Annotated in this window: 13 protein-coding genes and 2 pseudogenes; 1 reads left to right on the forward strand and 14 read right to left on the reverse strand. The window is 69.6% G+C overall.

What is annotated here, in order from left to right:
• Nucleotides 1–167: 167 nt before the first annotated feature.
• From ACWCV9_RS11910 to ACWCV9_RS11945, 8 genes are all read right to left on the reverse strand, one after another.
• The gene (locus ACWCV9_RS11910; RefSeq protein ID WP_450785859.1) at nt 168–323 is read right to left on the reverse strand and encodes an RICIN domain-containing protein; all 156 of its coding nucleotides are present in this window, start codon (nt 321–323) and stop codon (nt 168–170) included.
• Complete coding sequence (locus ACWCV9_RS11915) at nt 284–3,280, reverse strand: RICIN domain-containing protein (protein WP_450785860.1); 2,997 nt, start codon at nt 3,278–3,280, stop codon at nt 284–286. The genes ACWCV9_RS11910 and ACWCV9_RS11915 overlap by 40 nt, the downstream gene beginning before the upstream one ends.
• A 111-nt stretch (nt 3,281–3,391) precedes the next feature.
• Nucleotides 3,392–4,276, reverse strand: a complete 885-nt coding sequence (locus tag ACWCV9_RS11920; protein ID WP_450785862.1) for an amidohydrolase family protein — start codon at nt 4,274–4,276, stop codon at nt 3,392–3,394.
• Nucleotides 4,273–4,617, reverse strand: coding sequence for an L-rhamnose mutarotase (locus ACWCV9_RS11925; protein WP_450785864.1), 345 nt, complete (start codon nt 4,615–4,617; stop codon nt 4,273–4,275). The genes ACWCV9_RS11920 and ACWCV9_RS11925 overlap by 4 nt, the downstream gene beginning before the upstream one ends.
• Complete coding sequence (locus ACWCV9_RS11930) at nt 4,617–6,602, reverse strand: hypothetical protein (RefSeq protein WP_450785866.1); 1,986 nt, start codon at nt 6,600–6,602, stop codon at nt 4,617–4,619. Before ACWCV9_RS11930 ends, ACWCV9_RS11925 begins: the two co-directional genes overlap by 1 nt.
• A 74-nt stretch (nt 6,603–6,676) precedes the next feature.
• On the reverse strand, nt 6,677–7,531 hold the full coding sequence (locus ACWCV9_RS11935; RefSeq protein ID WP_450786247.1) for a carbohydrate ABC transporter permease: 855 nt from the start codon (nt 7,529–7,531) through the stop codon (nt 6,677–6,679).
• A 112-nt stretch (nt 7,532–7,643) separates the two neighbouring features.
• On the reverse strand, nt 7,644–8,558 hold the full coding sequence (locus ACWCV9_RS11940) for a carbohydrate ABC transporter permease (RefSeq protein WP_450785868.1): 915 nt from the start codon (nt 8,556–8,558) through the stop codon (nt 7,644–7,646).
• A complete protein-coding gene (locus ACWCV9_RS11945; RefSeq protein WP_450785869.1) occupies nt 8,555–9,916 on the reverse strand; it encodes an ABC transporter substrate-binding protein in 1,362 nt (453 codons plus the stop codon). Before ACWCV9_RS11945 ends, ACWCV9_RS11940 begins: the two co-directional genes overlap by 4 nt.
• Nucleotides 9,917–10,259: 343 nt before the next feature.
• Between ACWCV9_RS11945 and ACWCV9_RS11950 the strand changes: the two genes are divergently transcribed.
• On the forward strand, nt 10,260–11,027 hold the full coding sequence (locus ACWCV9_RS11950; protein ID WP_450785870.1) for a FadR/GntR family transcriptional regulator: 768 nt from the start codon (nt 10,260–10,262) through the stop codon (nt 11,025–11,027).
• 25 nt (nt 11,028–11,052) lie between these two features.
• Here the strand turns inward: ACWCV9_RS11950 and ACWCV9_RS11955 are convergent, their stop codons facing one another.
• The 6 genes and pseudogenes from ACWCV9_RS11955 to ACWCV9_RS11980 all read right to left on the reverse strand — a co-directional run bounded on the left by ACWCV9_RS11955 (nt 11,053) and on the right by ACWCV9_RS11980 (nt 17,078).
• A complete protein-coding gene (locus tag ACWCV9_RS11955) occupies nt 11,053–14,061 on the reverse strand; it encodes a hypothetical protein (protein WP_450785871.1) in 3,009 nt (1,002 codons plus the stop codon).
• 43 nt (nt 14,062–14,104) lie between these two features.
• Entirely contained in the window at nt 14,105–14,353 is a 249-nt protein-coding gene (locus ACWCV9_RS11960) for an LUD domain-containing protein (RefSeq protein ID WP_450786248.1), read from the reverse strand.
• Nucleotides 14,342–14,830, reverse strand: a pseudogene (locus ACWCV9_RS11965) (LUD domain-containing protein); the annotation flags it as partial. The gene ACWCV9_RS11960 and the pseudogene ACWCV9_RS11965, both read right to left, overlap by 12 nt.
• 52 nt (nt 14,831–14,882) lie before the next feature.
• Nucleotides 14,883–15,266, reverse strand: a pseudogene (locus ACWCV9_RS11970) (heterodisulfide reductase-related iron-sulfur binding cluster); the annotation flags it as partial.
• Nucleotides 15,267–15,318: 52 nt separating this feature from the next.
• Nucleotides 15,319–16,323 (reverse strand): aldo/keto reductase, encoded by a 1,005-nt coding sequence (locus tag ACWCV9_RS11975; RefSeq protein WP_450785873.1) that lies wholly within the window; start codon nt 16,321–16,323, stop codon nt 15,319–15,321.
• The gene (locus ACWCV9_RS11980) at nt 16,320–17,078 is read right to left on the reverse strand and encodes an SDR family NAD(P)-dependent oxidoreductase (RefSeq protein ID WP_450785874.1); all 759 of its coding nucleotides are present in this window, start codon (nt 17,076–17,078) and stop codon (nt 16,320–16,322) included. Before ACWCV9_RS11980 ends, ACWCV9_RS11975 begins: the two co-directional genes overlap by 4 nt.
• Nucleotides 17,079–17,275 lie beyond the last annotated feature (197 nt).

The following is a 17,275-nucleotide window of genomic DNA, read 5'->3' on the forward strand; positions in this document are numbered from 1 at the left end:
CATAGGTGCCGTCGCCCTGGTCCCCCCATGTGCCGGCGGGAGGTGTGGCCGCCGCGGCCCTGCTGGGGGGGCAGCAGCCCCGGCAGCAGCACGGCCCCGGCGCCGACTGCGGCGAGCCGGCCGAACTGTCTTCTGGTGATGTCCACGATGTCCCTCCTTTCCGGGAGTCAGTCCGCGCTCACGGCCTGCCACAGCTGGCTGTCGGCGTTCGTGTCCGTCGTCTGCACGAGCTGGGCGCCTGCCGATGTCGAGGAGCCGGACACCGCGAGCAGCTTGCCGCTGTTCACGTTCTTGATCTTGTAGTAGCCGTTTCCGGCGGCCACCAGGGTCCAGTGCTGGCTTGCGGCGTTGTCGTCGGGCTGCTGGACGACGGTATCGCGTCGTCCGTGGTGGAACCGCCGGTGACGTCCAGCAGCTGACCGCTGTTCTCGTTGACGATCTCGTAAGCGCCACCACCGACCGGCACCCACAGCCAGCGCTGGTTCTGCCCTGCGGTGTCGTTCCACTGGATGGCGTTCGCCGCTGCGGCGGTCGACGCGCCCGAGATGTCGATCACCTTGCCGCTGTTCTTGTTGAGGACCTTGTAGAGCACGCTCGTGGTGGGGAAGGGGATGGAGGCGAACGCGTCCAGGGCGCAGACGGTGTTGGAAGAGGCCGTGTTCTTCGTTCCGGTGCACACGACCTTGATCGTGTGGGCGCCCGCGGCGAGATCCGTCTTCTCGAACAGTGGCACCTGCTTCGTCACCGTCGAGGCATAGGCGTCGATGCCCGACTGCGCCAGGGTGCCGTCGATGTAGACGTCGACCTTGCCCATGTTCGGCTGCTTCATGCCGAGGTACCGGACGCCCGAGCCGGTGAACGCGTACTGGACGTAGTCGCCCGCCCTGTTGGTGTAGCTCTCGGACCCCTTGAAGTCCTGCGAGTCGCTCCAGCTCGACCAGCTGGAGGAGTAGCCGAGACCGGAGTCCTTGTCGTCGACGTAGGTCCATCGCTGGCGGACCAGCGACTTCGACGCGGCGGACGCGTTCCCCCGGGCGTCCACGACGTAGAGGCGGTAGTCACCGGGCTTCGGCGGGACGGCGATGGCCGTCGCGGTTCCGGCCGCCTTCGTCATGGTCGGGCCGACGGCGAACGTCGTCGTACCGGCGGGAGCCAGCCAGAGCGACCTGGTCGCGTCACCGAGGGGGCGGACGGGGATGGACGACATGCCCTTGCCGGTGAACGTGCTGGCGGGCAGGGCGTAGTCCTGGAGCGCCAGGTTGCTCCGCGGGACGAGGTCCTTGTAGGCGTCCTCGAGGCCCGCGTTCACGGCGATGCCGTACGCCTGCGACGGCCACACCTTGTCCGGGTACGCGTGCACGTCCTGGATCGTGCTGTTCGGGACGCTCTTGCTGAAGATCTTGTTGAGGGTGCCGTAGGTGTTGGTGATGGTGAGGTCGTGCTGCCGGCCCCAGGTGCCGGAGTTGATGGTGTACGCGACATTCGGGTCCACGTCGAGGACGTTGTCGTGCTCGTTGAGGTAGGCGGAACCCTCGTCCGGGTGCATTCCGTACGTGTGGCCGGCCGGCACACCCTGGATGTAGTTGTTGCTGATCTCGGTGTTCGGCTGGCTGCCCAGCGTGTAGATGGGTGCGGAGTCGCCGAGCACCTGCATGGTGTCGACGATCTCGTTGTACTTGACGGTGTTGTTCCTTGCCGTGGTGGTCGGGTTACCGGGATTGACGGAGTTCGCCGAACCGTCGAAGTTCCACCATCCCCAGCCGAGGGTGATGCCCGCCCACGGGGACTTCTCGATCCGGTCGTGCTGCACGGACAGGGAGTCCACGAAGTACGCCGACACGGGGCTCGACCCCTGGAACAACACGGCGCTGTCGTAGAGGTAGTTGTCCGTGACCGATATGTTCTTGCAGACGCCCTCGACGTTCACCGGGTACTTCTCGTGGTTGGTCGAGGTGTAGTCACCGATGTACACGTGCTGGGGGTGCCCCACGGTGACGGCGGATCCGGCGATGTCGTTGGTGACGTTGCCGGTCAGCTGAGTGTCCGTCACGTCGTTGGCCAGGGTGATGCCGTCGGCGCCGGTGTGCTGCACGGTGTTGCGCGACAGGACGATCCCGTCGGCGCTCTCGATCTGGACGGCCGCGGGCGGCAGGTCGACGTTGCGGTAGGTGTACGCGTGGAAGTTCTGCCTGGCGTACACGTTCGAGCTGGCGTTGCCCTGCGTTCCCTGCCGGAAGACAGAGCCCGCGACGTTGACCAGGTTCCAGTCGGAGTGCTCGACCGTGAGCCCGGAGAACGTGATGTTCCGCGCGTGGTCGCTCGTGGACTTCCCGGCGATCTTGAGCAGGGTGGACACGTTGTTCGGCGCGAAGACATCCGCCGTGGTCATGTCCTCGGAGCCGGACTTGTAGTAGTAGAGCGTGTGCTTCGCCCTGTCGAAGTAGAACTCCCCTGGTTGGTCCAGGAATTCGTACGCGTTCATGAAGGTGTGGGTGCCGTCCGCCTTGAAGGGGCCGTACGGCGGCGCCTGGGCGATGGCCGCCCCTGGCTGCTGGAACAGGGCCACGCGGTTGGCACCGTCCGAGCTCGTGGTGATCTGCCGGACCCCCACGATGGCCGTGGTCCAGGTCGTCGCCGACTTGATCTCGACGTCGTCCTGGTTGGCGGCGACGGCGGGCAGGTCGGAGAGGCTGTACTTGGCTCCGTCGCACTGTGTACCCGACTCCCAGGCCCAGGGAGCCTGACCGGCCGTGACGCTGTAGGTCCCGTAGCAGCCGGCCGAGTTGATCGTCTTGGAGGCCATCTGGGCGCGCTTGCCGTTGACGTACAGCGCGCGGAGCTTGTCGTCGCGGTTGAGCGTGGCCTTCCAGATGTTCCCGCTGTGCTGGGTCCAGCCGGTCACCTGAACACCGCCGTCCAGGACCGGCTTCTCGTTCTGGTAGGCGGCGTACACGACATGGTGGCCGTTCGTCCCGGAGTCGGCCGACGTGAAGTCGATGGTGCTGCTCACCGGGTAGGTGCCGCCGCGGAGATAGACGGTGATGTCTCCGGTCATGTTGTCGTTGACCGTGCGGACGACGTCCCGTGCGTGCTGGAGGGTCTTGAACGGCGCGGTGATCGTGCCGGGGTTGGTGTCGCTGCCGTCGGGGGCGACGTAGTAGGTCGCCTGGGTCGCTGCCGCGGCCGGGGTCGGCGTCGTGAGAGAGGTCAGCAGCACCGCGGAGAGGCCCGTCGCGAGCGCTGCTGACACCGTGCGGGTGGGGGAGGTGCCGGGCTTCATCGCCTGCCCCTCCTGTCCTGGGGGCGGGCGGTCGGGCATGCGTTCATACGGCGGCTCCGAGGGTGGGGTCAGTGCGGTGACACGGTCCTTCAGCACGAGCGCCGACGGAGGTCAGCCGGAGACGGGGAGGCGGTAGAAGGCGGTCGCGGTGCCGGCGAGGACTGCGTGGATCTCGGTGGCGGAACAGCCGTCGAGCAGCTCGTCCACGGTGGCGGCCCAGCGGTTCCAGCCGCCCGCGAGGTTCGCGACGGGCCAGTCGGACCCGAACATCAGGCGGTCGGGGCCGAACGACGACAGCAGTACGTCCCACACCGGGCGGATGTCGGCGGTGGTCCACGTGTCGTGGTCGGCCTCGGTGATCAGTCCCGACACCTTGCAGACCACGTGCGGGTGTGCGGCCAGCTGACGCACCTGCCGTTCCCAGTCGGCCAGGTCGCCGTCGGCGATGTCCGGCTTGCCCGCGTGGTCGAGGACCTGGGGCAGGTCGGGGAAGCGTTCGGCCAGCCGGATCGCCTGGTCGAGCTGGTGGCTGCGGACGAGCACGTCGTAGCCGAGCCCGCGGTCCCGGAGGGCCGCCAACCCCCGTTCGACCTCGGGGCGTTGCAGCCACCCCGGGTCCGTCTCGCCCTGGACGAGATGGCGCAGGGACCGCAGATATGTCCCGCCCGGCCCGGCGAGGAGCCCGTCGAGATCGTCGCCGATCGCCGGGGACGTCAGGTCGGCCCAGCCGACGACGGCCTCGATCAGCGGCTCCTGTTCCGCGAGGGCGAGCAGGTCCTCGGTCTCGGGCAGGTCCGGGATGCACTGCACGGCCACCGTGCGGTGCAGACGGCGGCCCGCGATGGTCCGGGTGGCGGTGGTCCGCAGGTCGTCGGGGGTGAAGGTGCGGCGGATCGTGGTCAGGGCGGGGTCGTCGAGCCAGGGCTGCGGACGCTGGTCGAGGTCCCACAGGTGGTGGTGGGCGTCGACGATGCCCGGGACGGGGGCGGCGGTCATGACGCGGTTCCGGGGAGCGGGCTCAGGTGCCAGATCTCGGTGAGTTCCGTCCACTGGCGGGAGTCGCCCCGGTCGGGCCACGGCTCCTGGCAGGGGTCGGTGAGCTTCCACCACCTCTGGGTCTCGGGGTCGGCTTCGAGGGCGGCCATGTCGGCCTCGAAGTCGTCGCCGTGGTACTCGAGGTAGGCGAACAGCACATCGTCGTGCAGGAAGATGCTGTAGTTGCGGATGTTCGCCCGGTGCAGGGCGGCCTCGACGCCGAGCCAGACGGCCGAGTGGAGTTCGAGGTACTTGTCGCGGTGCTCGGGCCGGAGCCTGATGGTCTGGGCGATGCGTCTCATCACGCACCCTCCTGAGGGGTGAAGGGGGTCCGGTAGCTGGGAGTGTGGGCACGCAGCCGGAGGCCCAGGGTGAGCCGGATGCGGGTGGAGGCGGGCAGCCGGACCGTCAGGTAGGCGCCGTCGCAGTCCTGCTCCTTCTCGGTGACGACGGGCTCGGTGTGGCCGTAGTCGTACATGTCGCCGATCCAGCCGTCGTCCTCGCAGGTGGTGTACCGGACGGAGGTGATGGCGTGCTCGGCGAAGGCGCCCGCCTGGACGATCACCGTGCGGTCCGTCTCGGGCGCGAGGTTCACCAGTTCGACGGTGGTCGCCTCGGGGTCGATGGAGGTGACCAGTGCGGCCACGTCCGGCGGCAGGCCGGCACGGCGGGCCTCGGCGTCGTGATAGCGCAGCCGGGCCTGCTGCATGCCGCCGTTGTACAGCACCTGCGGGCCGCCCCAGGTCAGCTGGACGAGGGCCTCGGTGACCACGGGGTTGCACAGCTGCCAGACGTGGATGTCGGCCTCGGGCACGTCCAGGTCGCGGTAGCGGTCGATGCGCCGCAGCCGGTGGCGGACCTGGGCCTGGGCGGCGGCGAGGATGCGCTCGGGATAGCCGGGGTCGTCACCGGCGAGGAAGGCGAACCAGGCCTTCTCGTGCCCGGACTCCTCCTTGGCCCGGAACGGCCGTACGGTGCGCCAGTCGATGCCGTCGGCCTCGCGCAGCCGCTCCAGCCGGGCGCGGTCGGCGTCGGAGGCCGTGTGGTGCCACAGGGCCACCGGGACCGGCGGGGTGGCCGGGTTGAAGTCGAACCAGCCGGAGTCGTTGTGCCGGAACGGCAGGTGCGGGGTGGGCGTGTGGACGTCGGGGCCGAGTTCGACCGCCCACTTGGAGGGCAGGCTGGAGTCCGCCTCGGTGTGCGGCATCACCTTGGCCTCGTCGATGAGGGTGTCGAGGGAGGTCGCGACCATGCAGAGGTAGGCGTCGTCGCCGGTGACCGTGGCCGCCGCGAGCGCCGCCACGCAGGCCGCGTGGCCGACGCTGTGCCAGCCGTGCGGCCAGGACCAGCCGTAGTGGCCGCCGTACCAGCGGCCCTCCAGGAGGCTGCCGACGACGCCGTCCGGGCCGACGTTGTCCGGGATCAGGCCGCCGTTGGCGCGGGTGCGCTCGCGCCACGCGCCGACGTACTCGACGATCCAGTCGCGGTAGCGCTCCTCGCCGGACAGGATCCAGGCGTTGAGGACCAGCCCGGCCGCGGCGAGGTTGACGGCGGTGTCGCCGACGCCCATCCGGTCCCGCATCTGGTCGCCCAGCCGCGGGTCCGCCGACAGCGGGAAGGGACCGCCGTCGGCCGCCTCGGGGATCCACTCGAGGGGGAAGCCGTAGGTCTCGGCCTCCTTCGGCAGCCAGGGGTAGACGTCTCCGCCGAACAGGCCGGTGCGGTCGGGGTCGCTGCCGTTGTGGGGGCGGGTGATGATGCGGTGGACGGGGTCGTAGTTGCCCTTGGCCGGGTCGACGTACAGCTCGGCGAAGCGCAGGGCGCGCTCGCGCCAGCGGTCGGGGGCGGCCATGCACAGGAAGTAGAGCAGCAGCAGGCTCTCGCCCTGGTGGAACCAGTCGTAGCCACGCTCGTACTCGTCGCGCAGCATGTCCAGTTCGGTCAGCTGGCGGGTGACGCCCTCCCAGTGCTTCTCACTGGCGGGCAGCAGGTCGTCGGCGCCGCCCAGGAGGTACAGCTGGGGCCAGTTGAAGAACACCTCGTAGAAGTCGTCCACACCGTCGCGGGTGGTCAGCGGGCCGGTGTAGTTCAGCCGCCCGTCCGGGCCGGTGAAGTCGCGGGCGAAGCGCCGCCAGGCGTGGTCGAGGAGGTCGAACAGGGACCGCTGGGCCACGGCCCAGCCGGGGGGTTCGAGCAGCGGCACCCCCGCCTCGATGTCGGGTGGCGCGACCGGCTGGTCGCGGGGGGCGTCCTCGGCCGAGGTGCGGTCGGCAGGGCTGAAGGGCATGGGAGATCTCCGTTCGGGGCGGGCTGCGGGGACGGCGCACGCCGGGGACGACGGCCGGGCGGACGAGGCCGGTGTCACTCCTTGGTGGCGCCGGCGAGCATCCCGCTGACCAGGAAGCGCTGGGCGAAGAGGAAGACGATCAGCACGGGCGTGATGGCCACGAGCGTCGCCAGAGCCAGCTGCGGGCGCTGGATCGCCAGGTCACCGACGGTCGGATTGAACGACGGTACGTTGCTGAGCAGGTTGCCGACGCCCACCTGGACGGGCATCTGACTGCTGTCGGGGAGCATCACGTACGGCAGGAAGTAGTTGGTCCAGTTGGCGACGAAGCTGAAGAAGCCCACGAGCGCGATGACCGGCGTCGCCAGCGGCAGCGCTATGTGCCGGAAGACGCCGAACTCCGAGCAGCCGTCCATCCGCGCGGCCGCCAGCAGGTCCTTCGGTACGGCGGTGGTGAAGTAGATGTACGTCAGGTACACGCCGAAGGGGTAGAACGAGTACGGCAGGATGATCGACCACATCGTGCCGATCAGATGCACCGCGTTGATCTCCAGGAACAGCGGCACCACCAGCGTGGCGTTCGGCATCAGCATCACCACGAGGGTCGAGACCAGCAGGGTGTGCCGGCCGCGGAACTCGGTCATCGCCAGCGCGTATCCCGCGGGTACGGCGACGCACAGCGTGATGACCAGCGAGATCATCGCGTACAGCGCGGAGTTGCGCAGCCACAGCAGGATCGCGTCGTCCTGGAACGCCGTGAGCGCGTGCCAGTTGGCCTTCAGCGCGTGCCAGGAGCCGAAGGACAGCGGGCTGTCGTGGACCAGTTGCTGGTCGGTCTTGGTCGCCGCGAGCAGCAGCCAGAGCACCGGCAGGACGAAGAACACCGCGAAGACGGCCAGTACGGCGCCGGTCAGCAGCCGGGATGCCATGCGTCGCTGGGGGCGGGTGCGCCGCCGCTCCGGAGCCCCCTGGTGCGTGCCGCTCATGACGGGTGATCCCCCCTTCGCGGGCCGGGTGGCGGCGACCGGGGTGGCAAAGGACTTATTCGGCATCGAAGAACCCCGACCGTGCGACGAATACTGCGGCGGCCGACACGCTGACGACCAGGAGCTCCACCGAGACCGCGGCGGCGCCGTTGATGTTGTTCATCTGGAAGGCGAAGTCGTACGTGAGCTGGTTGAGCGAGTAGTCGCGGCCGGCCACCCCCATGCTGGCGAGGGAGAGCAGCTGTGGCTCGACGAAGAGCTGGGCGCCGCCCGCGAACGCCAGGATCACCATGTACACGATCCACTTGCGGAGCATCGGGATCTGGATGTGCCAGGCGGTCTGCCAGGCGCCCGCGCCGTCGATGCGCGCGGCTTCCATGACGTCTTTGGGGATGTTGTTGAGGGCGCCGTACATGACGACGATCCAGCCGCCCGCGCCGGTCCAGAACGCGATGATCGTGAACAGCAGGGGCAGGTTGCCGGGCGCGATCACCTCGCCGAAGGTGTGGAAGCCCAGTGCGCCCAGCAGCGAGCTGACCGGGCTGACGGTCGGGTCGAGCATGAACAGCCACACCAGCACGCTCGCGGCGCCGGCGAGCGCTCCCGGGATGTAGTAGAGGAAGCGCAGCGCCTTGCCGGCGGGGGCCGAGGCCAGGCGGTGCAGCAGCAGCGCCAGGCCCACCACGAACACCACCAGGGACAGGAGCCAGAAGACGAGGTAGACGGCGACATGGCTCACGGCGTCCAGGAAGCGGAAGTCCTGCGCCGTGGTGACGAAGTTGGAGAAGCCGGTGAACGTGCCCCCGGCGTCGGTGAAGGCGAAGTAGATCGCGTAGGCGGTCGGCAGGACGCCGAAGGCGATCAGCAGGATCACATAGGCGGCGACGAAGGCCACACCGGCCCGGCTCTGCCGTGCGGTGCCGCGAGGGCGCCGGGCAGCAGAGCCGGCCGGGGAGTGGGTGAGGGTCACGGGGAGACCTTGTATCCGTTGGACTTGGCGTACTTGGTGATGGAGTCCTGCCAGGCGGGCAGCATGGAGACGATGGACTTGCCCTGGGTCAGGCCCGGCTTGACGGTGGCCGCCCAGATCGCCTCCTGGCTGAACTGGCCCGATCCCCACTCCGGCCAGACCTGGGTGGACGCGGCCTTGAGCGCGCTCAGGTCACTGGCGAAGTATCCGGAGGCGGCCTGCCCCTTCAGCCATACCTCGGCGGCCGGCGCGTACGCGGGGAAGCCCGGGGCCTTGGCGCCCTGGTAGGCGTTGTCGGTGGTGACCCACTTCAGGAAGTCGGTGGCCGCCTTGATGTGGGCGGAGTGCTTCGACAGCAGCCAGGTGCCGCCGCCGACGTTGCCGGTGGACGGCGACGCGTCCCCCTTCCATTGGGGCATGGGCGCTGCCGCGATCTGCTGGGCCGGGATCTTGAGGCCGTCCTTGAACACCGCGCCGCCGTACCAGGCGGGGCCCGGCATGAGCAGGACCTTGCTCGCCTTGTTCTTGCTGAAGTCGGTGCTGAAGACGCCGCTGATGGACATGGACTTCGCCTTGATCAGCGTGTCCATGAGCTTGGCCATCCTGGTGCAGTTCTCGCTGGTGGTGTTCACCGACACCGACTTGGGGCCGGTGATGTGGTTGGCACCGCACTTGCTCGCCCACAGGTAGATCTCCGGGGTGAAGGAGTCGCCGGCGTCACCCACCAGGTAGCCGGGGTGCTCCTTGGCCACCTTCTCGCCGAGCTGCTGGTACTCCTCCCACGTCGTGGGCACCGTGTAGCCGAACTTCTTCAGCAGCGGCGCGTTGTACCAGAGCACCGCCTGGGAGAGATCGTTGCGCAGGCAGTAGACGGTGCCGTCGACGGTGCAGACGTCGTTGGCGCCCTTGGCGAAACCGGCCAGGGTCGCGGAGGGGATCAGGCCCTTGTCGAGCGGCGCGGCGAAGCCGGCGTCGACCGCCCAGGTCACCTCGTTGTTCTGGGAGCTGAAGACCACGTCCGGCCAGCCCTTGCCGGTGCGGTTGAACAGCTGGACCTTCGTCTGGAGGTAGTTCGAGCCATTGGCGTCGCCGTCGTAGCTGACGATGTTCAGCTTCACGTTCGGGTGCTGCCGCTGGTACAGCTTCGCGGCATCCATCCGGGTCGCGTCCACCCAGACGGTCAGCGCACCGTCCGTCTGGCGCACCTGTGCGAAGCCGTCCTTGTTCGTCGTGGCCGTGGCGCCGCCGTTGCAGGCGGAGACGGTAAGCAACACGGTGGCCGCGCAGCCGGCCAGCAACGTCGCACGCCTCCTGCTGGACGCTCTCTCCGGGCCGGACGACGGCTTGTTGACGGTCATGTGCGACTCCAGTGGCGCATGTATGGGGGCGACGCCGGGCCGTACCGGTCGGGCGTCCGGGACCTCGGACGGCCGTGCCGCTTGCCGTCGCGGAAAAAATTAGGCGCCTTATCGAGGGATCAGTCAAGGGTGTGAGCAGGCTCTTCCTCGTGACGTATGGCTGATGCCCCGTATCGACGTGGGAAAAGTCTCTGATATCAGCTTATGGGTCAGTGTCTGGCTGCACTTCTACGGTATGGACCTTCCCTCGATGAGTACGACTCATTATGGAGTTGGGATACGATGAGCACGGCTCCACATCGATCAACCGCCCTCGCAGCAGGTCATCCCGAAGGCAGGACAGATGAACGACACACCCGCGACCGCTGCGGCAGAGACGGTGAACGGTGCGGACGCGCGGCCCGAGTACCGGCCCGGCTACGAGGTCGTGGCGGAGCGGATTCTCGAGTTCATCGCCGAGTCGCGTCTGGTGGCGGGCGACCGGCTGCCCACGGAGAACGATCTGGCCCAGCGGCTGAACACCAGCAGGGCCGTGGTGCGGGAGGCCGTGAAGATCCTTTCGGCGCTCGGCCGGGTCCGGGCGCACAAGGGGCGCGGACTGTTCGTCGCGGACGACGAGGGCCTGCTCAGCACCAGCCGCTGGGGCGGCTTCTTCCGCCCGGTCGACCTCGATCACGTGCTCATGCTGTTCGAGTTCCGCAGGGTGCAGGAGATGGCCGCGAGCAGTCTGGCCGCCACCCGGGCCACCCCCGCCGAGCTGCGGACCATCGAGGTGGCCATGCAGCGGTGCCGGCACGGCTTCGTCCACGGTCAGGTCGAGGAGTTCAACCAGGGGGACGAGGACTTCCACGGGGCCGTGGCCGCGGCCTCGCACAACGCCTTCCTCGTCAGCGCGGTGCGGGACGCGCGACGCTTCCAGCGACAGTCCAGCGCGATCGGGATCCATGACACGTTCGGTGAAGGCACCGAGTCCGCGGTCGTGGAACACGAGGTGATCTACCGGGCCATTCGGGACGGCCGCCCCGACGAGGCGGCCGAGGCCACGGCGGCACATCTCGACAGGACGCTGGAGGACTACCGGCGGGAGATCCAGCGGCGCCTGTTCGGATAGCGAGACCTCGCCGCGGCCCTGAGCGTCACCGCACGTCGAACCGGTCGACGACCAGCCAGCTGCCTCCCGTCTTGGTCAGGGTGAGGGTGTGGCGCCCGCGGGGCAGGTCGCTGACGGAGTACACGGTCCGCTGGGCCTGGCGGCTCGCGGAGGCTGCGTTGACGGTGCCCTGGGAGGCGCCGTCGAGGGAGACCGCGAGGGAGCCCTCGTCGGAGTTGGTCTCGGTGACGAGGCTGATCCCGGTACCGGTGAAGGTGACGGTGGCCGAGTCGCCGTTGGCCGTGGTGGCGTGGACGTCGTCCTGGTGGTCGCCGAAGCCGCGGTTGGCGGAGTAGCGCCAGGAGGCGCCGGTATAGGTGAGGGAGGGGTCGGTGTCGTTGTGGACGCCGGTGACCTCGAAGCCGTCCAGGGAGGCCCAGGTGCCGCTGCGCTTGACGAATTGGACGGTGTGGCTGCCCGGGCTCAGTCCGCCGGTGCTGTAGAGCACCGCCTGGGCCTGGCGGCTGGTGGCATGGGTGTCGACCAGGCCCCTGGAGGTTCCGTCGATGAAGACCTCGGCCTGTCCCTGGTCGGTGTTCCTCTCGCCGATGACCGAGACACCGGTGCCGGTGAACGTCAGCGAGGCGGTGTCGCCGTCGGTCTTCGTGGCGTGTACGGCGTCCTCGTGGTCGCCCACGCCGCGGTTGCCGTTCGCCGTCCAGCTGCCGGTGTAGGAGATCGCGGTGTCGTCGTCGTCCATCCAGCCGGTCAGCGGCCTGTGCGCGGCGTCGGGGCCGGCGGCCGCGACGATGTCCCGGGCGGCGGAGGGCCAGGCGCCACCAGAGACGATCGTGGCCTGGGTGAAGGTGATGTCGGTGCCGCTGTTCCGGTAGGTGGCGGTGTCGGAGTAGTTGTCGTGGATGTCGATGTCGTGGATGGTCGGCGTCCACATGCCGATCCAGTTGCCGCCGACGATGCGGGAGACGTTGTCGTGGGTGTTCCAGTACGAGCTGCCCTCGTCCTGGTACAGCATGTTGTTGGTGTGGTTGCCGACCTCGACCAGGTTGCCCGCGAGGACGGACGTGGTGGAGCCGTCGCCGTTGCCCTGGCCGCCGTTGGTGTAGATGGGGCCGCCGTCGTGGAGGACGTTCATCACGTCGTGCACGTGGTTGTCCAGGATCTGGTTGGCGCCGGCGTAGATGGTGCCGTGGGCGCAGGTGTGCAGGCCCTGGGCGGACTGCATGGAGCACGGTGAGGCGTAGCCCCAGCCCCAGCCGACCGACATGCCGGAGTAGGGGGTGTGGCCGATGTCGTTGTGCGAGACGGTGAGGCCGCGGGTGTAGCCGGCCCAGATGCCGACCGCGTCGGAGTAGTCCCGGCCGACCTCGGAGATCCAGTTCTGGGTGACGGTGTCGCCGGTGGTCATGCGGTGGGTGTCGGTGAGGTAGTAGTCGTCCACCTCGCCCACGGAGACGCCGCCACCGGAGGTGTCGTGAATGGAGTTCCCGGTGATCGTGGAGTCCTGGGTGCCGTCGGCGAGGTCGATGCCGGTGCCGCCGGTGTGGGTGATCTCGTTGCCGGTGAAGGTGATGTGGGATCCGCGGTGGACCTGGACGGCGGCGGGGATGCGGAGGGGGGCGTTGTCGCTGCCGGGGTCCCAGAGCACGCCGGCCTGGTTGTCGATGTAGCCGGCCGTGGAGGGCAGGGTCCAGGTGGTGTAGGCGAAGGTCAGGCCCTGGAAGGTGAGGTCGTGCGCGGGCGTGATCGCGTCCGGCACCACGGTGAAGCCGTCCAGGAGCATGGTTGTCCCGCCGGTCTTGACCAGCTTGATGGTGTGCCGGCCCTTGGTGAGGCCGCTGACGGAGGCGACGACCTGCTGGGCGAGCCGCGACGAGCCGGAGGCGGACACGCTCTGGACCTTGGCGCCGTCGAGGTAGACGTCGATGCCGCCCTCGTCGGTGTTGGTCTCCGAGAGCACGTCGATCCCGGTACCGGTGAAGGTGTAGCTCACCGAGTCGCCGTTGGTCGTGGTGGCGTGCACGTCGTTGGAGAGGTCCCCGAGGTTGCGCCCGCTGGAGGAGCTCCAGGAGCCGGTGTAGGTGATGGCCGGGTCCGTGTCGTCGACCGGGGCGAGGTGGCCGGGCGTGCCCTGCACGTTCAGCAGCGTCTCGGTGGTGGGCAGTTCCACGTCGGCGGTGCCGAGGTCCTCACCGCTGCGCGGCTTGTAGTACAGGTAGCCCGCCGATCTGTCGAGGTAGAACTCGCCGGGGGAGTCGAGCAGTTGGTAGGCGTTCTCCACCGAGGTGATGGAGGTCAGCTTCGGCAGTCCGGCGCCGTTGAAGGGGAAGCCCCGGTTGGGCACCGAGGTGTTGTTGTTCCTGAAGCAGGCCGGGTCGACGTCGAGGCTGGACCCGCCGCCACTGGGCGTGGTGATGCTCGCCAGCGGGCAGCGCATCTGCTTCCAGGCGTTGTTGTCCACGATCTCCACCGAGGAGGCGTTGGTGAACGACGTGTAGGAGGAGTCGCTGGTGGTGAAGCTCGACCCGGAGAGGGTGAAACCCGAGGGGTTCAGCGGACCGCGTGCGCGCTGGGCCCGTACCCCGTCGACGAACAGCTGCCGGCTCCGCGTGCCGGCCGGCACGGCGGCGCGGTAGATGTTCTTGCCGCTGTCGAAGAGGGAGAAGCCGCTGACCTTCGTCGCCCCGCTGAGGACGGGTTTCTCACCCGGGTAGGCGGCATAGACCACCTTGTGGCCGTTGCGCCCGGAGTCGGACGCGCCCAAAGTGAACGCCTGGGACAGGCGGTAGGTGCCGCCGCGCAGAAAGACGTCGATGTCGGCGGCCATGGCGGGGGCGAGGGCCGCCACCTTGCTCTTGGCGCCGTCCAGGCTGCACGGCGCGCTCAGTGAGCAGGTGCTGCCGGACCCGGAAGGCGACGCGTACAGCACGGTCGGCGTGGCGGCGTACGCCGGACCGGCCGAGGACAGCGCGGCGCAGACGACCGCGCCGACTGCCCCCAGCGCGCCGTAGAGACCGGTGACTCTGGAACGGAACATGCAGGGGTGCTCCTTCGGGAACGCGGACATCGGATGTATGCGGCTACGCGCCCTCCACCACGACGATGTCGAGGGCCCTCGGCCCGTGCACGCCCTCCATCCGGTCCAGCTCGATGTCGCTGGTCGCCGAGGGGCCCGAGACCAGCGTCAACGGACGGTACGGGTCCAGGCGGTGCAGCGCCTCGGGCACGTCGGGCGCGATCTGATCGGCTCGGACCACGCAGATGTGCTGGTCCGGGAGGAGCGTCAGGGCCCGGCGCCCTGGCCGGGGCCGTGGTCGAATGGCCGGCACCAGGATGTGGGACGGGCGTTCGCCGCCCAACTGCGCGATGAGTTCCGCGAGATCGGTCTCGTAGGCGCGGATGCCCGCTTCCGCCGGCGCCTCGTTGAGACCGATCTCCTGGGTCGTCATCGACTTGACCTTGACCACCTCGTCCTCGCCGGTCTGCTTCACCAGGGCGGTCACGATGCGGTTGGCCTCGGCGGCGTCCGCCGCCCAGTGGACGACTCCGCCCGCGGCGGTCACCGCCTTCTCCAGGCGCAGCAGTTGGTGGTCGAGATGGCGCAGGGTGTGGCGTTTGACCGCGGTGGCCGTCTCCCGCAGCTCCTCCCAGTCCGCCAGTTCGGCGGTGACCGCCAGCCGCTTGTCCCGGATGGTGCCGGTCGCCCGGCGCAGGTTCGCCCGCAGCCGGGTGTCGGCGAGCGCGGTGCGCGCCGCCTCGGGGAAGGCCGGGGTGCCCAGCCATACGACGTTGTCGGCGCCGCTCACCGTACGTCCCCTTCCGCGGAGGCCAGGATCTCGGCCAGGTGCAGCGTGCCGACGCGCCGACGTCGGTGACGCCGAGAACGTCGACGAGGAGTTCCGACAGCTCGTACACCCTGGGCACCACGTGCTCGACCGCCTCGGCGAGGGCGGCGTCCCCGTACTGGGCGGCCACCACGCCGTGGTGGTCGAGCACCATGGCGGTGCAGGACCCGGAGGGGGCGACGACCGCGTCGTAGCCCGCGAAGACCTCGGCGAAGCGGCGCACCATGGGCAGGGTCTCGGGGCGGTAGCCGGTGTTGAGGTGCATCTGACCGCAGCACGTCTGGCCTTGCGGGAACTCGACGGTGTGGCCGAGCCGTTCCAGCAGCAGGGTCACGGCCTGGCCGGTGTGCGGGAACATCGTGTCGTTGAAACAGGTGATGAAGAGGGCTATGCGCATGGCAGCCCCTGCCGAGCGGTGTGGGCGCGGACCTTGGTGTGCGGGGAAGTCCTCATGACGGCTCCCACGTGGCCGGCGGGACGGGGGTGTCCACGTCCAGCAGGCCCTCGGCGCGCAGTTCGTCCCACAGGACGGGCGGGAGGGGGCGGCGCAGCTGCTCCACCGTGTCGCGCACCTCCTCCGGCGACCGTGCGCCGGTCAGGACGCTCGCCACCGCGGGGTGGCCGAAAGGGAAGCGCAGGGCGGCGGCCCGCAGCGGCACACCGTGGCGTTCGGCGACCGCCAGCAGCCGCAGCGCCCGGTCGAGCACCGGCTGCCGGACAGGCGCGTAGTCGTAAGTGGCGCCGGGCCGGGGCGCGGTGAGCAGCCCGGAGTTGAACACGCCGCCGATGATGACGCTACGGCCGCGGGCGGCCGCCTCCGGGAGCAGTTCTGTCAGCCCGTCCTGGTCCAGGAGGGTGTAACGGCCGGCGAGCAGCACCACGTCGATGTCGGTCTCGCGCAGGAACCGGGCGGGCAGCGCCGACTGGTTCATCCCGACGCCGATCGCCCCGATCACGCCTTCGGCGCGCAGCCGCTCCAGCGCCGGGTACGCCTCACGCAACGCCTGCTCGGCGTGGTCCTCCGGGTCGTGCAGGAGGACCACGTCGACGCGGTCGACGCCGAGGCGTTCCAGACTCGCCTCCAGGGAGCGCCGTACCCCGTCGGCGCTGAAGTCCCAGACCCGGCGGTGGGTGGCCGGGACGGCGAAGCCATGGGCGAGGTCGTCACCGGCCTCGCCCTCCGGATGCGGCACGAGAATCCGGCCCACCTTGGTGGAGAGGGTGTACGTCTCCCGGGGGCGGCCGCGCAGTGCCGCACCGAGCCGCCGCTCGGACAGGCCGAGACCGTAGTGGGGTGCGGTGTCGAAGGTGCGGATGCCGGCGTCCCAGGCCGCGTCCACCGTGGCATGGGCGGCCTCCTCACTGACCGGCTGGTAGAGGTTGCCGAGGGCGGCACAGCCCAGTGCCAGCTCCGAGACCGGTACCGCGCTGCCGCCCAGCGTGGTGGTTCTCACGACTGCTCCACCGGGCGCAGCCGCAGTCCCTGCATGCCCCCGTCCACCGCGAGTGCGGTGCCGGTGACGGACGCGGCGGCCGGACTCGCGAGGTAGGCGATGGCCGCGGCGACCTCGTCGGCGGTGACCAGACGTCCCATGGGCTGCCTGGCGTTGAGGGCGGCGCGCTCGGCCGCGGGGTCGTCCGCGGCGTCGAGGAGCCGGGAGACCCACGGGGTGTCGGCGGTGCCGGGATTGACGCAGTTGACGCGGATGCCCTCGCGGACGTGGTCGGCGGCCATGGCGAGCGTCAGAGAGAGGACCGCGCCCTTGCTGGCGGAGTACAGGGCGCGCTGCGGCAGGCCCGCGGTGGCGGCGATGGAGCAGGTGTTGACGACCGCCGCGTGGGACGAGCGCCGCAGATGGGGCAGGGCGGCGCGGGTGGTACGGACGATGCCGAGGACGTTGACGTCCAGCACCCGGTGCCAGTCCTCGTCCGGGTTGTCCTCGATGGTGCCGATGGCGCCGATGCCCGCGTTGTTCACGAGGATGTCCAGGCCGCCGAGCCGATGGGCGGCCTGTTCCACGGCGGCGCGCACCGAGGCGTCGTCCGTGACGTCGGCCGTGATGCCGAGCAGCGGTGCGGGGACTCGGTCCGGATCGAGGTCGAGTACGGCGACCCCCGCGCCGCGGTCCGCCAGTGTGCGGGCCGTGGCGAGCCCGATGCCGGAGGCGCCGCCGGTGACGACGGCTCGGAGTCCTGAGAGATCGGTCATGCTGTCCCACTCTGTGCAGCGCGGTCGGCCACCCAGAACGTGCCGTCCGGGTAGCGGTATGCGGTGATGGACTCTTTCTCTGGGTGAAGCCGTCGGCGACGGCCCGCACGGCCAGCCGGGTCAGCTTGTCGTCGGAGTAGCCGAGCCAGCCGGGGGGGGTGTAGCCGGGGTAGCCGCGCTCGAGCAGGATCGCCTCG

Source organism: Streptomyces sp. NPDC001606, assembly GCF_053596835.1.

What these genes read in the sequence shown, in the direction of transcription:
- ACWCV9_RS11915 (WP_450785860.1), bottom strand. Translation starts at nt 3,280, where the DNA reads ATGAAGCCCGGCACCTCCCCCACCCGCACGGTGTCAGCAGCGCTCGCG.
- ACWCV9_RS11930 (WP_450785866.1), bottom strand. Translation starts at nt 6,602, where the DNA reads ATGCCCTTCAGCCCTGCCGACCGCACCTCGGCCGAGGACGCCCCCCGC.
- ACWCV9_RS11950 (WP_450785870.1), top strand. Translation starts at nt 10,260, where the DNA reads ATGAACGACACACCCGCGACCGCTGCGGCAGAGACGGTGAACGGTGCG.
- ACWCV9_RS11925 (WP_450785864.1), bottom strand. Translation starts at nt 4,617, where the DNA reads ATGAGACGCATCGCCCAGACCATCAGGCTCCGGCCCGAGCACCGCGAC.
- ACWCV9_RS11980 (WP_450785874.1), bottom strand. Translation starts at nt 17,078, where the DNA reads ATGACCGATCTCTCAGGACTCCGAGCCGTCGTCACCGGCGGCGCCTCC.
- ACWCV9_RS11935 (WP_450786247.1), bottom strand. Translation starts at nt 7,531, where the DNA reads ATGGCATCCCGGCTGCTGACCGGCGCCGTACTGGCCGTCTTCGCGGTG.
- ACWCV9_RS11945 (WP_450785869.1), bottom strand. Translation starts at nt 9,916, where the DNA reads ATGACCGTCAACAAGCCGTCGTCCGGCCCGGAGAGAGCGTCCAGCAGG.
- ACWCV9_RS11955 (WP_450785871.1), bottom strand. Translation starts at nt 14,061, where the DNA reads ATGTTCCGTTCCAGAGTCACCGGTCTCTACGGCGCGCTGGGGGCAGTC.
- ACWCV9_RS11920 (WP_450785862.1), bottom strand. Translation starts at nt 4,276, where the DNA reads ATGACCGCCGCCCCCGTCCCGGGCATCGTCGACGCCCACCACCACCTG.